Origin of the sequence: Arthrobacter sp. Ld5 (assembly GCF_051172775.1) — a bacterium.
Lineage (GTDB): Bacteria > Actinomycetota > Actinomycetes > Actinomycetales > Micrococcaceae > Arthrobacter_D.
In genome coordinates this window covers 69,211-83,083 of the sequence record NZ_JBPKBO010000003.1, presented here as the reverse complement: position 1 = coordinate 83,083, position 13,873 = coordinate 69,211, and the positions used below count along the sequence as shown (strand labels likewise).

Here is a 13,873-nt window from a genome sequence, read left to right as displayed (position 1 = left end):
CAGAGGGCGGCGCAGCCGCGGTACAGAGGAGGAGTATGGGGCGGCCACGCCAGGCGATTCTGTCGCCGGAGAAGATCTACCGGGCAGCGCTGGAGCTCGTCGACGAGGTCGGCGACTTCACGCTGCCGGGGCTCGCGAGGAAGCTGTCGGTCAGCCCGTCCTCCATCTACCACCACGTGCAGGGGCGGCCGGAGATCATCAACGGCATCCGGTCCGTCATCGGCTCCGACGCCCTCGCGGCAGGGGACTTCTTCACGGCCGGCCCCGACTGGCGGGACCGCGCCGCGGCATGGGCGCGTAGCTACCGCCGCGCCCTCGGCCAGCATGCAAAGGCCATCCCGCTGCTCGTGGGGGAGGCGGTGACGGACACGGCCACGCTCGACATCTACGAACACCTCGCCGCGGTGTTCGTGGAGCAGGGCTTCGCGGCGAACGACGTCGTGGTGGCCGTGACCGTCCTCGACAGCTTCATGCTCGGATCCGCGCTCGACCTGGCGTCCCCGGAACTGTCGTGGATCGCAGACCCGGAGGGCCAGCCGGCGCTGTACAGTGCCTTCGCCGGTGCGTCCCTGGAGGGGCCGCGCTCCGATGTCAGCTTCGAGGTCGGCGTGGCGGCGATCATCGCGTACCTGGAGTCGCTGCTGCCGGTCGGTTCCTGACCCGCGCGCGGGTGGCGGGGCCGGCTGGTCAGGACGGCGGGGTCCGGACGAGCACGGTGTCGCGCAGATAGGCCACGAACTCGTCGGGCTGCTCGAACAGCGGACGGTGGCCGGAGGTCGCGAGTTCGGTGGACTCCTTGACCGGGGCCTCCAGCACGTCGAACCATGCGGCGAACGGCTCGGCCCGTCCCCGCGCCTCGTGCGCGCCCTGCACGAAGTAGACGGGGACCTCGAGGCTGGTGACGTCGGTGCGGAAATCGGTGTCCTGGAGCTGGGGGTAGATGACCGCGAACGTGTCCATGAACGAACCGAGCAGATGGATCTGGTCGATGAGGGTGTACTCGGGAACGAGGAAGTTCTCCGAGAACCCGCCCTCGCCCTCCGAGTTGCCCGTGCGGTCGTAGGGGTACACCTGGTGTTCGTAGGACAGCGCGGTCTCGTAGTCGAGCATGTCCTCGTAGGGTGGCAGGCCGATCCGCTCCAGCTCCTCCACGAGCGCCGTATCGCCGGACTGCTCTGCCCAGACGAGGGTGTCCTCGTAGAAGATGGTGTCGGTCTCGAGCGGGTCCACCATCTGCCCGGTGCCGATGTACGCGTGGTAGAGCTCCGGCTCCTGCTGGACGGCGAGGACGCCGTAGACGGTCCCGCCCGACTGTCCCGACAGGTAGATCTTGTCCTCGCCGAAGCGCTCCCGCAGGTAGTCGGTCACGGTGATCGCGTCCTCCACCGAGCTCTCCAGGGTGAGGGTGGACGCCGGGTCCAGCGCCGGGTAGGACGTCCCGGTGCCCCGCTGGTCCAGGGTCGCGACCACGAAGTGCTCCTCCAGCAGCTGCAGATGGTTCCGCATGGCGCCCAGTTCCGAGCCGCCCGGGCCGCCCGCGAGGAACAGCAGGACGGGATTGTCGACGTCGGCGCCGCGCAGCATGAGGCCGAGGTCCTTGCCCCCGCTCTCCACGGTCGTGAGTTCGGCGATGCTGGTGGTCGCCGCGTCCCCGTCCGCGGCCTCGATCGGGGCCGTGCTGGCCGGGCGGGCGACGACGACCGCGAGGGCGATGAGCGCCACCGTCGTGAGGGCCGCAACAACACGGCGGACGACGACGCCGGCACTCGCGCGATGGGCCTCATCAGGGGTGCGCGTGAGTCGTCGCGCTGCTCCGGCGCCGAGTGCCGCACCCAGGATCATCGCGGGCAGGGCGAGGAGGGCATGGAAACCGCGCCCGACGATGAACGCGAAGATGCCGTAGGGGCTGGTGGCGATGTCGTCGACGGTGGGCCCGTCGGTGCCGATGCGCGTGAGTTCGAAGACGATGACGACCACCACGGGCGCGGCCAGCATGGCCCACCGCGACCGGAGGATGAACCCGACGGCGGCGCCGACCAGCAGGCAGAAGAGCATCGTTCCCAGCGACTCCGCCGTGGTGAGCGGACCTCGGGGAGTCCACCAGCCCAGCAGGAGACCGCAGCCGACGGCGACGGCCAGCGCCACGGCAGCGCCCATCCGGCGGTCGGCCCAGACGGGCTCCATCAGCGTGCGTATGCGGTGGGAGAAGGTGGGCTTTGTGTCGACCGGGGTAGCCATGATGTGTCAGTCGTCCTTCCGGACGTCGCAGGCCGGGATTCCCTCCAGCATTCCGGGACAGTCCCTGCCCTGACAGGGCCGAAGGTCCGACTGGTGGCGAGTGTCGGTTTCCGCGTGGGCATCGTCCGGGGACCAAGGACCCTGTGCCTCGTCGGCGCGCCCACGACAATGAGGAAGGCACGAGTCCGCCGCCCGCGGTGCGGGCCCTTTGGAAGCCGAGGCGAGCATGCTGAAAATGACGAAGCACCAGCCACTATCCGCCCCTGATCATCCCGCCGAGGGGAAGCGAAAGGGGCTCCGTCGGAAGATCACCGGAGGGCTCTTCCTGTTCACGGGAGGGATGCACCTCGGGATCGTCATGGCGAACCCGCAGTACTATGCCTCCTTTGCCAAGGGTGCTTACATCCCGCTGGTCGAGAAGGCCTGGGACAAGATCTTCATGGCCGCTCCGGCACGGTGGGGCACGGCGGTCTCGCTGGGCGAGGCCACCCTGGGTATCCTGCTCCTGCGCGGCGGCGGGGCGGCCAAAGTCGGCTGGGTCGGCGTCATCGCTTTCCACTTCGGGCTCATGCTGTTCAGCTTCGGTATCTGGCTGTGGAGCGTCCCGGCGCTCGCCTTCCTGATACCGGCAGCACGCGCTGACTGGGGGTCCTTGCGGCGGTGACGGGCGGTGTCCCGGTCCGGAGTAGCGACTGGCTCAGGTGGGCGCCGCCGTCGTCCGAATCCGGATTCAATATTCGCGATCAGGCGCCGGGACTGCCCGACGACTGTCCCGACGATCCCGACGCTGACCGGGCGATCGCGCCGACCACGAGACCCACACCCGCGCCCATGGCGGCGCCGATCGCGATACCAGGTCCGCCGGCGATCGCCACCCCGATGGCGCATCCGGCCCCCGCACCGAGGGCGATGCCGATGCCCGGGTAAGACTGTTTCAGGGCTTCCTCGGAAGTTCTCTGTTTCATCGTTCGATCATGGCGGGTGTCGCACGGAGCCGGCAGGGCCGAGCGACCCGTTGGCCCGACGTCGCCCACCCGGCCGCGCGCGGGACTCGGAAGTGATTCCGGTTCGAACCGGAATCCTGCCGTTCTCCTAGGGCTTTCCTTCGCTTCGTCGCGCCGAAGCCCTCCTAGGCTTGAGCCGCAGACGTAGGGGGAGAACATGGAAGCAGGGCAGGGTGCGGCCGAGCGGGCGCAGCGAATTGGTGACCGGGTTTCCCGGCTGGAGGCTGAGCTCGAGCGGCTGGAGGCCGACCTTGCGCAGGCGCGGAAGGCCCAGCAGGCATGGCTCGCCGGAGCCGAGGGCGAAGCGCGGGTCGGCGAGCAATTGCGCCGGCTGGAGCTCCAGGGCTGGAAGATCCTTCATGATGTGCACTGGCCCGGCCGGCCAAAGGCGAACCTCGACCACGTCGCCGTCGGTCCCGGGGGCGTCCTGATCATCGATGCCAAGAACTGGTCGGGCGACGTGCGCCTGCGCGACGGCGTGCTGTACCAGAACGGCTACACGCGCAAGCATGAGACGGCGTCGGCGCTTGACCAGAGTGCTGCTGTGGCAGCGTTGCTCGAGCCGCAGCATCGAAGCATGGCCCAGGGTTGGATCTGCCTGGTCGGACAGCCCGACCTCGCGGGCTCGACCAGCACCGGCACGACCGTCGTCGGGATCGACCGCCTGGTCGACGCGGTGCTGGCGCTCCCGCCAGTCCTCGAGCAGCCATTCGCCCATGCCATCCACGAGTATCTGGAGGGGCTGCTGGCGGGGCCGAAGAGCCCAGCGGTAGCGACGACGGCCCTGCTCGATCGACCCCCGGTCGAGTCGTCGCTGCTGGCAGCACGGCGGGCGGCTGCCGCCCGCCCCGTTGCCTCCCATCGACCGCACCTGCCGCCGCGCGTTCGGACCGCCACCCCTGCCAGCCGACGACGCCGAAAGAAGGAGCCTGGCTGTCTCGGTGCGATGTTGCGCCTAGTGCTGCTGGCGCTGGTGCTCTTGATCGGGGCGGGAGCGTTCCAGCAGTTCGCCGAATCGCTGTCGACGCCGCCCTCGCAGCCGACACCCGGCGTCGTGCGGCCCGAGGTGCCTGGATAGCCGACCCCCAGGCAGGCGGGTGCCGCCACCGCTGATGTTGCGGAAGCGGGACGACGACGCCGCCCCGCCGCCACCTCAGACGCGAGGCTCGACGCTCGCGTCCGCCGCCTCCAGATCATGCAACTGCTCGGCGTGGCCTCGGGGTGAATGGGCCTTGTCCGAGCCGTTCTCGTAGGCGTTCTCGGCGTGGAGGGCGAGATCGAGCCCGCGTGCTTCCACGTCGGCCGCAACCCGGATGCCCATGGTCCTGTCGAGGACCTTCGCCAGCACCCAGGTGACGGTGAAGGTGTAGGTGAAGACGGCCAGGATGGCGACGGCCTGGCGGCCCAGGAGATCGAAGCCGCCACCGTAGAGCAGTCCCGTCGCTCCGCTCGGAGCCTCCGGCGTCGCGAGAAGGCCGATCAGCAGACCGCCCCCCACGCCGCCGATGAAGTGCAGCGCCGTGACGTCGAGCGCGTCGTCGAAGCCCAGCTTGTACTTCAGCGACACGGCGAAGTAGCAGACGGCGCCTGCCGCGGCGCCGATGGCCAGGGCGCCGAGGGGCGTGACCGCACCGCACGACGGCGTGATCGCGACCAGTGCGGCGATGGCGCCGGAGGAGGCACCGAGCGTGGTGGCGTGTCCGTCGCGGAGTCGCTCGACGAGGAGCCAGACGCAGACGCCGGCGCAGGTGGCCGCAACGGTGTTGAAGACCGCCACTGCCGCGTTGTTGTCGGCGGCGCCGAGGCCGCTGCCGTCGAAGCCGATCCACCCGGTGAACAGGAGCCCCACGCCGAGCAGCGTGAAGGGCAGGTTGTGTGCCTTCGGCTGGACGGGCCAGGTGCGGCGCTTGCCCAGGACCAGCGCCAGGGCGAGGGCCGCGACGCCCGAGTTGACGTGGATGGCCGTGCTCCCGGCGTAGTCGATGGCGCCCAGGGTGTTGGCGATCCAGCCGCCCTGCACCGCCCCGTCGGGGGAATCGAAGGCGAACACCCAGTGCGCCACCGGGAAGTACACGAGCGTCGCCCACAGGCCGGCGAAGACGAGCCAGGCGCTGAACTTCATGCGGTCGGCGGCGGCCCCGGCCACGATGCCTGCGGTGAGTCCGGCGAACATCAGGTGCAGGGCGGCCAGCGCGAGCGGTGGCAGGGCGGCATCGTCGGGGGCCGTGAGCAGTTGCCCCAGGCCGGCGTACTCGAGCGGATCGCCCAGCAGGCCCAGCCCGCCGATGGACGAGCCGAAGACCGCGGAGTAGCCGAACGCCACCCAGAGGACTCCGACGACACAGAAGGAGCCGAAGACCATGAGCATCATGTTCATGGTGGTCCGACGGCTGACCATCCCGCCGTAGAAGAGGGCGAGCCCCGGAAGCATCAGTGCGACGGCGACGACGGCGGTCAGAACCCACGCCGTATTGCCCGCAATTGCAGCAGTGTCCATTCGATTCTCCATGACGGCTAGAAGCAAGCACCCCGCGGTGCCCGGCGGGAGCAGCGTTTCGATACGCTATCTAAATACTCGGATTCTGCCTTTTCGATGGAATATCGAAATCGTTACGACCGCGTTAACTCTCCGTCGAGGGGTTGACGCGTGCGGACAGGGCTGCGGCCTCGGTCCGGACCGCGGGAAGATCATCGGGGGCCCGGAGGAGCGAGGCGAGGGTGGTGTCGGCGCTCAGGGCGGAGACGTCGTCGGCCGTATAGGTGCGCAGGCCGGGGAGCGGCTGGCGGTAGTGGCGCTGAAGACCCTCGTTGAGGCTGAGTGCGGCGGTTGCGGCGGCCTCCGGATCGACGCTCCTGAGTTCGCCGGCGTCGACACCCTGGCGGATGATCGATGCGGCCAGCCGATGCAGTTCGCTGTAGTCCTCGAAGAAGGCGCCGAAGTTTTGTGGCTGCGAGCGTGCCACGCGTTCGAACTCGTAGAAGTCCAGGGGCGAGGCGCACAGCTGGACGGCGTCGGCGTGGAGTACCGCATAGAGCCTGGCTGCTGCCGGGCCCGGTGCGGGTTCCAGCGCCTGTGCCACCTGGAGTGAGCCGCGGTTCTCCTCGAGGAGGGCCTGCAGGATGTGCTCCTTGCGGGCGAACCAGTAGTAGACGGACGACTGTCGAAGCCCGGCGCTGCGGGCGATCTCGCTCATCGTCGTCTCCGCGTATCCCTTGGCGGCGAAGAGTGCCGTCGCCTCACGGATGATCTCCTGGCGGGGTGATTCACCGGTTGATCCGCTCAGGCGGGGCCGGCCCGCCGTTGCCCCCGGGGTTTTCGTCGGTTCCAATCCTCGTCCTCCTGTGGGTTTTACGCCGCCGTAACAATATCGACACTCTATCGAAATTGCTCGGCACGAGACTTTCAATAGCTTATCGAAAAGCCGGTGGGCGTTGCGGAACCGAACAGGAGATCGTCATGAGCGTGGCAACAGCAGAAGCAGCCGTCGAGACCGTCCAGCGCAAGCTTCGGGAGGCGGGCGTCAAGTATGCGATGTCGAGCTTCGTGGACCTCCACGGGAACATCAAGACCAAGTTCGTCCCCCTGGCCCATCTGTCGCAGATGGCCGCGGGATCCGAGCTCTTCACCGGGGCGGCGCTCGACGGGCTGCCCCAGGACATCAGTGACGAGGAGCTCTCGGCGCGGCCCGATCTCGACAGCGCCGTCCAGCTGCCCTGGCGCAAGGAGGTCGCCTACTTCTCCAGCGACCTGTACCACGAGGGCCAGCCGTTCGAGGCGGCGTCGCGGAACATCCTCAAGCGCCAGCTGGAGGCCGCCAAGGAGCTCGGGTTCACCTTCAACCTGGGCATCGAGACCGAGTTCTTCGTCCTCAAGGACACCCCCGAAGGTCCCGTGGAGGTCAGCGACCGGGACAACCTCAGCAAGCCCTGCTACACGGCGCCCGCGGCGCTGGACAACTTCGACTGGCTCACCGAGATGGTGGAGGCGATGAACGAGATGGGCTGGGGCGTCTACTCCTTCGACCACGAGGACGCCCAGGGCCAGTTCGAGATCGACTTCAAGTACGCGGACGCCCTCACCATGGCCGACCGCGCGGTGTTCTTCCGCCTGATGGCCAACGAGATGGTCCGAAAGCACGGCTACTTCGCCACCTTCATGCCCAAGCCCTTCGCCGACCGTAGCGGGTCCGGTGCGCACTTCAACATGTCCCTCGCGGACATCGAGACGGGCGAGAACCTCTTCGAGACCGACGACGACCCCCGCGGCTGCGGCATCTCCAAGCTCGGCTACCAGTTCATCGCCGGCGTGCTCAAGCACGCACCCGCCATCTGCGCGGTCATCGCGCCCACGGTCAACAGCTACAAGCGGCTGGTCCGCAAGGGCAGCATGTCCGGGTCCACGTGGGCGCCGGTGTTCGTGAGCTACGGCAACAACAACCGCACCAACATGATCCGGGTGCCCCTCGCGGGCGGCCGTGTGGAGTGCCGCGCCGCCGACATCAGCGGCAATCCCTACCTGGGCGCCGCGATCATCCTCGCCGCCGGGCTAGAGGGCATCCGCGACAACCTCGACCCGGGAGAGCCGCACACCGAGAACATGTACAACTACAGCGAGGCGGAGATCATCTCCAACGGCCTCGGTCTGCTGCCCCGCAGCCTCGGGGAGGCCATCGAGGAGTTCGCGGCGGACAGCCTGTCCCGCGAGGTCTTCGGCGAGAAGATGTACAACGCCTACATCGACTACAAGAGCCAGGAATGGGACGAATACCAGGCCCATGTCTCCGAGTGGGAGACCAAGCGCTACCTGAAGTTCTTCTAGGTCGCCATGCTCGCTGACTTCGACCTCGGCAGGTTCGGGCTGGTCTCCGGCGCGGACCTGCCCTCGGCCCGCCTCGCCTACGAGACGCACGGCCGCCTGAACGACGACGGCGACAACTGCATCCTGTTGCCGTCCTACTACACGGGCACGTCAGCGAGCTACGAACCGTGGATCCGCCCGGGCCGGCTGTTCGATCCGGCTGACTGGTTCATCGTCGCGGTGAACCTCTTAGGGAACGGGGCGTCGACGTCGCCCTCGCGGGCCCATCCCGACATTGCGGGGGCGAACTTTCCCGACGTCGACATCGCCGACAACGTGATCGCGCAGCACAGCCTGCTCATGCACCTCGGGGTGAAGAGGATCCGGCTGGTCGCGGGCTGGTCCATGGGGGCGCTCCAGGCCTACGAATGGGCGGTCCGGTACCCGGGCCTGGTGGAGGCGATCCTCCCGATCGCCGGGGCGGCACGGTGCTCGCCCCACAACGTCGTCTTCCTCGAGGGGGTGAAGTCCGCGCTGCTGGCCGATCCGGCCTTCCGGGCGGGGCGCTATGTCACGCCGCCGGTGCAGGGACTTCGCGCGTTCGGCACCGTCTACGCCGGGTGGGCGTATTCGCAGGAGTTCTTCTGCGAGGGCACCTATCGGGAGCTCGGGTACCCGTCGCTGGCAGCGGTGATCGAGGGCTGGGCCGCAGACCACGAGCGGGAGGACGCGAACGACCTCCTCGCGATGCTCGGGACCTGGCAGCGGGCCGACGTCGGGAAGCACCATCCCGGCGGGTTCGAGGGTGCAATGGGAAGCATCACGGCCCGGGCCATCGTGATGCCGGGCAGCACCGACCTGTACTTCCCGCAGGCGGACAGTGAGCGGGAGGTTGAGCTGCTGCAGCAGGGGGAGTTGCGCCCGCTGGTGTCCGATCTCGGTCACGTCGCGGGGCGTCCGGGTGTTCGGGCGGCTGAGACGGCGCAGATCCGAGCGGCAGTACAGGAGCTCCTAGGGAGTTGAGCGTCCAGTGCCACCGATCGCATCCCAGCGCGAATCGTGGCGCTAGTGGCGAACCTCGATCTCCGAGTGGTGCTTACTGACCCACTCGGCCATTCGATTCTCCCGGCGCGCGATGAACGTCAGCGTGGCATCCCGGTACGCGACGTACTCATCGGTTGTAGCTGGTGTCCCGGAGCGCTCGAAATTGTCGAACGGCAGGTAGAACTGAATTGCGTCGTAGTCCAGCGTCACGAGATCCTGGAGATGGAAGAAATTGACTAACTCCTTGAACCCGTCGAAAAGCGCGAAGAAATCCTCGTAGGCGCGGGTGACGTCGGAGAGCGGGCTCCCCGGCTCTCCTGTGTAATGGCGGCGGATGCACTCGAGGGTCAGGTCCATCCGGTCAGCGATCACCGGTCTCAACCCTCGTGCCGTGTTCATCGTGGGGCGGTCCTTCTTCCGGACCGGCCAAATCATCGAACTGCCGATGGTGTACTGCGGGTCGAGGTAACGAGACCGCTGCTCTTCATTCAGTCCGGCGATGGCGTCGACCAGGGGTTTCGGACGTAGCCATCGGGTGTAGGAGGCTGTGATGGCGTCGCTGCCGTACCAATGGTGCGCCCCGGCGGTGTCCTCGAAAATGAGGTAGCCCTTCCGTCGGACCGATGGCGCGGTCGGGGCGAAGAGCACGCGGGAGTTCAATTCCTTCGTCCACAGCAATTGGTGGTCCAGTCGAAGTCTTTTGCTGTCCCTACCCGCGTCGGGTCGCGACTTCGCCGGTTTGTCGGATTTGTAATCAAAAGAAGTATCGAAGACGCGCATTGTGGAATTGTATGCGCACCATAGGCATTCCATAGAGATGCCGCTGCCGGCACCTTCTGTGGCGCGCCGCACCCGAGGTACGAGCTCCGCCGAGGTCATTTACTCCGGAGCCGCCCCAACTGTTCACTGAAATCTCTTGCATGCCGCGTCTGAATTTAGAAGGGAGGCGCCCGGCGGCAGCGAGTGGTTCAGGATCTGCGCTTGCAGATGCCCGCGGAGCTGCAGGTGAAGCGGCTCGTGCTCCCTGGGTTCAACAGACGTTCCGAAGAACCAGGGGTGTCTACGTCGGCCATAATCTGCTCCGATTTACGTTGATCAGAGGCCTACTCCGCCGGCACCGTCCGAGGAGGACGACGCGTCGTCGTCATGCTCCTCGATGACCTTCCCGTCATGGACCCGGTTGAGCTCGATGCCCTCGAGGTAGCTGGGCACGGGTGGATCGAGGTCTTCATCGCTAGTCATGATTCCGATCCTAGGTGCCAACCCGCTCCTTCTTCTGCGCTGCCCGCCAGACGTGGCCCCAGCCCGGCGCCAGCGCGGCAGCTCGCCGCATCGACAGCACGAGGCTCGCCTCGCGGGCGATGCCCTGGCCGGCAATGTCGAACGCCGTGCCATGATCCACTGAGGCGGAGCTGTGCGACTTCCTGTCCACCAGTGACGGCCGGGTCCGGATGATCGGGAGCCGGATGTCGCCCGGCCGGATGATCGAGGTCGCGGACGGTGCCGGCACGCTTCTGGACCTGAGCAGGCTGAGCGGCCTGATCTCCAGCACGGAGGACACCGCGACCTTCGCGGGTTCGACCTCCCTGGTCGAGGTGTACGCGTTCCTCACCGCGCGAGGGCAGATGCTGGACGCCGCACCCGGGGTGATCGCCGAGCAGACGCTGGCCTGCGCCCTGTCCACCGGAACCCACGGTCAAGGCCTGCAGCAGAGCTCGATCGCCGGCGCCGCGCTGGCCATCCGCCTGGTGCTGGCCGACGGCACGGTCGCGCAGTTCGACCGTGACCACCCGGACTTCCCCGCGGTCCAGCTCGGCCTCGGCTCACTGGGCGTGATCACCGCCGTGACGTTGCGCGCACGGGAGTCGATGATCTACACCTGCGTGAAGAAGGCCGTCGACGCCGGCACCCTCGAGACGGATCTGGACCTGGAACCGGGAGAACATCCTGGTCAAGGCGTGGTGGTTCCCCCAAGAGAACCAGGTCCAGGTGTGGACCGCCAACGAGGCGACCGACGATGAGGTGGCGCGCTACCGGGCCGGCGGCAGCCAGCTCGTGGAGTACGCGACGACCGATACGTCCATGAACAGCACGATCGAGTCCACGCTGCAGCACCTCCGCGACGACAGCAAGGGCGTCGCCGATAACGGCAAGTCGCTCCGCACGGTGTCGCGCTTCCGGGACTTCACCGACGTCACGGGTGACATCTACCAGGTGTTCTGCAAGGGGATCGCGACTCCTCAGATCAACGTGGAGATCGGCATCCCGCTCGCGCAGGCCGGAGCGGTGATCAGGAAGATCAAGGACTGGCACGCGGAGACGCGCCCCCGGATGCACTACCCGGTGATCCTGCGCTGCACCGGCGCGTCCGAGGGATGGCTGAGCCCGTCCAACGGCCAGGACACCTGCTACTTCGGCTTCGTGGTCTACTACGCGGCGGACGGTTCGCTGTCCGAGGAGGGAAACAGCTTCCTCCGGGCCGTGGAGCGGGCCCTGGCCGAAGAGGGTGGCCGGCCGCACTGGGGCAAGTACTTCGACGAGTCCCTCTACGACTGGCCAGCGCTCTACCCCCAGTGGGAGGCCTTCCGCCGGGTGCGCGAGGCGCTGGACCCGGACCACCGCTTCGCGAATGCCTTCACCGATGCGCTCCTCGACTGACCCGACCCCACCACTAGGACAGGAGCACCACCGATGAACGCCTGGGTGACCTTGCTGACCCAACCCGACTACCTGATCGGGGTCCGGACGCTGCGTGCCTCGCTCGAGCGCTCCGGCAGCACCGCCCCCCTCGTCGTCATGGTGACCGAGGGGATCGACGAGCAGGCCCGGCGCCTCCTCCAGGACGACGGGTGCCTCCTGCGCGACGTGGCACCGTTGCGCCCGGCCGGCGGGTCGGCGGACAGCTACGCCAACGCCCGGTTCGCGGAGGTGTGGACCAAGCTGGCCGTCTGGGGCCTCACGGAGTTCGAGCGCGTCGTCTTCCTGGACGCCGACATGCTGGTGACCCGGAACATGGACGAGCTGTTCTCGCTGGACCTGGCCGACGGCGCCATCGCCGCCTGCCACGCCTGCCGGTGCAACCCCAACCGGATCGCCAGCTATCCGCCGAGCTGGACACCCGAGACCTGCTTCTACACGCACTGCCGGGGCGGGGACCACGTCACCGAACCGGACGCAACGGACAACTACCTGAACGGCGGCTTCCTCGTGCTGTCGCCCGACGAGGCCGTCCTCGCCGACATGGTGGTCCGGCTGGCAGGCGTGGACGATCTGTCCCACTACCCGTTCGCCGAGCAGGACTTCCTCAACGAGTACTACCGCGACCGCTGGCGTCCTTTGCCCTACGTGTACAACGCGCTAAAGACCCTGCCGCACCAGCACCCGTCGGTCTGGGATCCGGCGTCGGTGAAGAACATCCACTACATCATCGACAAGCCGTGGGCGAAGCCGCTGGACCCCACCGACCGGTACGTCAACGTGAACCGGCTCTGGTGGGAGATAGCCGACACCCTGGGCGCGCCCGTCGGATCCTGAGTCCGCAGGCGAAGGTGCTCGGTCTCAGCCCTGCTACCCCCGGTCGGGTTCGCACCAATTGCGTCCCGCGCCACCAAGATGTGCGTCCGCATGAGGACTTCGACCCATTCGTCCTCCCTGTGGCCGCACCGCCGTGAAACTCGGCGTTCAGCGCGCTCAGCCTAACGATGTCGTCATCCACCGCGACAAGCGCCTCCATGCGCGCGACAGTGACGCGAGCTCGTCACCGTGGCTGATCCAGTCCCCGGAAGCGTCCTCGCCCGGATGGGAGCGTCGGGGGTGTGCGGCTCCGACCGCCACGTGCTCGACGGCGACTGGAAGCTGCCCTTGCCCACGGTCAGGGGCCACGAGGGTGCCGGGACCGTCGAGGCCATCGGCGACGGCGTCACCGACGTCGCCGTGGGCGACCACGTGATCCTCTCCTGGTTCTACCCCTGCCGGCGCTGCACCGCGTGCCTGTCGGGGAAGTCCTACGTCTGCACGGGCAGCCGGTCCGAGGAATGCCTCCTGCCGGACGGCAGCAGCCCGCTCACCCTTGACGGCGAGCGCGTGTTCCCGTACCTGACCGTCGGGTCCATGAGCGAGTACGCCGTCGTGCCCGAGGCCGGCGCCATCCGCATCCCCGAGGAGGTCCCGTTCGACGTCGCCAGCCTCATCGGCTGCTCCGTCGCCACCGGCGGCGTGGGGCTCTCGATCATCATGGCGCTGCGTCTCGTCGGCGCGAACCCGATCATCGCCGTCGACCTCAGCGAGGAGAAGCTCGCGACCGCGCGGAAGTTCGGCGCCACGCACACGCTCGTGCCGTCGGACGGGCTCGCGGAGGAGATCGCCGCGATTACCGGGGAAGGCGCGGCGTACGCGTTCGAGGCGATCGGGCGGGTGCAGACGATCGAATCGCTCCCGTCGCTCATCGCGGCGGGCGGCAAGGCCGTCATCGTGGGCCTGCCGCCGGAGGACAGCCCAGTGTCCATCGACGCGCTGGCGCTCGCGGAGAGCGGGAAGTCGCTCATCGGTTCCAACTACGGCTCCACCGTGCCCGGGCGGGACTTCCCGCGCCTGGCCGCGCTGTATCTCGCGGGGCGGCTGCCCGTCGATGCGCTCATCTCGCACAGGATCGGGCTGGACGACGTCAACGAGGCCTTCGACGCGATGCGCCGGGGTGAGCGGGCCCGTAGCGTGATCGTGTTCTGAGGTCGCCGCCGAATTTTCGTACGGTTGGACCAGCAGAGGCGGCGCAGCCGCGGTGAGGGGAAGT

Annotated in this window: 16 protein-coding genes; 9 read left to right on the top strand and 7 right to left on the bottom strand. The window is 67.9% G+C overall.

Annotated elements, in window-relative coordinates:
- Positions 1-35 precede the first annotated feature (35 nt).
- Positions 36-659: a TetR/AcrR family transcriptional regulator C-terminal domain-containing protein gene (locus ACSGDB_RS01685; RefSeq protein ID WP_434992335.1), complete on the top strand. Its 624-nt coding sequence runs from the start codon at positions 36-38 to the stop codon at positions 657-659.
- Positions 660-687: 28 nt separating this feature from the next.
- Here the strand turns inward: ACSGDB_RS01685 and ACSGDB_RS01680 are convergent, their stop codons facing one another.
- Positions 688-2,238: an alpha/beta fold hydrolase gene (locus tag ACSGDB_RS01680; protein WP_434992333.1), complete on the bottom strand. Its 1,551-nt coding sequence runs from the start codon at positions 2,236-2,238 to the stop codon at positions 688-690.
- Positions 2,239-2,473: 235 nt separating this feature from the next.
- Between ACSGDB_RS01680 and ACSGDB_RS01675 the strand changes: the two genes are divergently transcribed.
- Positions 2,474-2,902 (top strand): hypothetical protein, encoded by a 429-nt coding sequence (locus tag ACSGDB_RS01675; RefSeq protein WP_434992330.1) that lies wholly within the window; start codon positions 2,474-2,476, stop codon positions 2,900-2,902.
- A gap of 79 nt (positions 2,903-2,981) precedes the next feature.
- Here the strand turns inward: ACSGDB_RS01675 and ACSGDB_RS01670 are convergent, their stop codons facing one another.
- Entirely contained in the window at positions 2,982-3,203 is a 222-nt protein-coding gene (locus tag ACSGDB_RS01670; RefSeq protein ID WP_434992329.1) for a hypothetical protein, read from the bottom strand.
- A gap of 196 nt (positions 3,204-3,399) precedes the next feature.
- Here ACSGDB_RS01670 and ACSGDB_RS01665 point away from each other — a divergent pair, with 196 nt between their 5' ends.
- Positions 3,400-4,320, top strand: coding sequence for a nuclease-related domain-containing protein (locus ACSGDB_RS01665; RefSeq protein WP_434992327.1), 921 nt, complete (start codon positions 3,400-3,402; stop codon positions 4,318-4,320).
- A 75-nt stretch (positions 4,321-4,395) separates the two neighbouring features.
- Here the strand turns inward: ACSGDB_RS01665 and ACSGDB_RS01660 are convergent, their stop codons facing one another.
- Together ACSGDB_RS01660 and ACSGDB_RS01655 are read right to left on the bottom strand one after the other, a co-directional pair.
- Positions 4,396-5,739: an ammonium transporter gene (locus ACSGDB_RS01660; protein WP_434992325.1), complete on the bottom strand. Its 1,344-nt coding sequence runs from the start codon at positions 5,737-5,739 to the stop codon at positions 4,396-4,398.
- A 124-nt stretch (positions 5,740-5,863) separates the two neighbouring features.
- The gene (locus ACSGDB_RS01655; protein ID WP_434992324.1) at positions 5,864-6,571 is read right to left on the bottom strand and encodes a TetR/AcrR family transcriptional regulator; all 708 of its coding nucleotides are present in this window, start codon (positions 6,569-6,571) and stop codon (positions 5,864-5,866) included.
- A gap of 128 nt (positions 6,572-6,699) precedes the next feature.
- Between ACSGDB_RS01655 and glnT the strand changes: the two genes are divergently transcribed.
- Together glnT and ACSGDB_RS01645 are read left to right on the top strand one after the other, a co-directional pair.
- Positions 6,700-8,061 (top strand): type III glutamate--ammonia ligase, encoded by a 1,362-nt coding sequence (glnT, locus tag ACSGDB_RS01650; RefSeq protein WP_434992322.1) that lies wholly within the window; start codon positions 6,700-6,702, stop codon positions 8,059-8,061.
- Positions 8,062-8,067: 6 nt separating this feature from the next.
- On the top strand, positions 8,068-9,063 hold the full coding sequence (locus tag ACSGDB_RS01645) for an alpha/beta fold hydrolase (protein WP_434992320.1): 996 nt from the start codon (positions 8,068-8,070) through the stop codon (positions 9,061-9,063).
- Positions 9,064-9,105: 42 nt separating this feature from the next.
- Here the strand turns inward: ACSGDB_RS01645 and ACSGDB_RS01640 are convergent, their stop codons facing one another.
- The 3 genes from ACSGDB_RS01640 to ACSGDB_RS01630 form a co-directional block, all read right to left on the bottom strand.
- Positions 9,106-9,864, bottom strand: a complete 759-nt coding sequence (locus tag ACSGDB_RS01640) for a DUF6994 family protein (protein ID WP_434992319.1) — start codon at positions 9,862-9,864, stop codon at positions 9,106-9,108.
- Between the two features lie 315 nt (positions 9,865-10,179).
- On the bottom strand, positions 10,180-10,326 hold the full coding sequence (locus ACSGDB_RS01635; RefSeq protein WP_434992318.1) for a hypothetical protein: 147 nt from the start codon (positions 10,324-10,326) through the stop codon (positions 10,180-10,182).
- Between the two features lie 10 nt (positions 10,327-10,336).
- On the bottom strand, positions 10,337-10,594 hold the full coding sequence (locus ACSGDB_RS01630; RefSeq protein WP_434992316.1) for a 4-hydroxythreonine-4-phosphate dehydrogenase PdxA: 258 nt from the start codon (positions 10,592-10,594) through the stop codon (positions 10,337-10,339).
- Between ACSGDB_RS01630 and ACSGDB_RS01625 the strand changes: the two genes are divergently transcribed.
- The 4 genes from ACSGDB_RS01625 to ACSGDB_RS01610 all read left to right on the top strand — a co-directional run bounded on the left by ACSGDB_RS01625 (position 10,536) and on the right by ACSGDB_RS01610 (position 13,809).
- Positions 10,536-11,105, top strand: a complete 570-nt coding sequence (locus tag ACSGDB_RS01625; RefSeq protein ID WP_434992314.1) for an FAD-binding protein — start codon at positions 10,536-10,538, stop codon at positions 11,103-11,105. The genes ACSGDB_RS01630 and ACSGDB_RS01625 overlap by 59 nt on opposite strands.
- A complete protein-coding gene (locus tag ACSGDB_RS01620) occupies positions 11,074-11,742 on the top strand; it encodes a D-arabinono-1,4-lactone oxidase (protein WP_434992313.1) in 669 nt (222 codons plus the stop codon). Before ACSGDB_RS01625 ends, ACSGDB_RS01620 begins: the two co-directional genes overlap by 32 nt.
- A gap of 33 nt (positions 11,743-11,775) precedes the next feature.
- On the top strand, positions 11,776-12,618 hold the full coding sequence (locus ACSGDB_RS01615; RefSeq protein ID WP_434992310.1) for a glycosyltransferase family 8 protein: 843 nt from the start codon (positions 11,776-11,778) through the stop codon (positions 12,616-12,618).
- 228 nt (positions 12,619-12,846) lie between these two features.
- A complete protein-coding gene (locus ACSGDB_RS01610) occupies positions 12,847-13,809 on the top strand; it encodes a zinc-binding dehydrogenase (protein WP_434992309.1) in 963 nt (320 codons plus the stop codon).
- Positions 13,810-13,873: the final 64 nt, after the last annotated feature.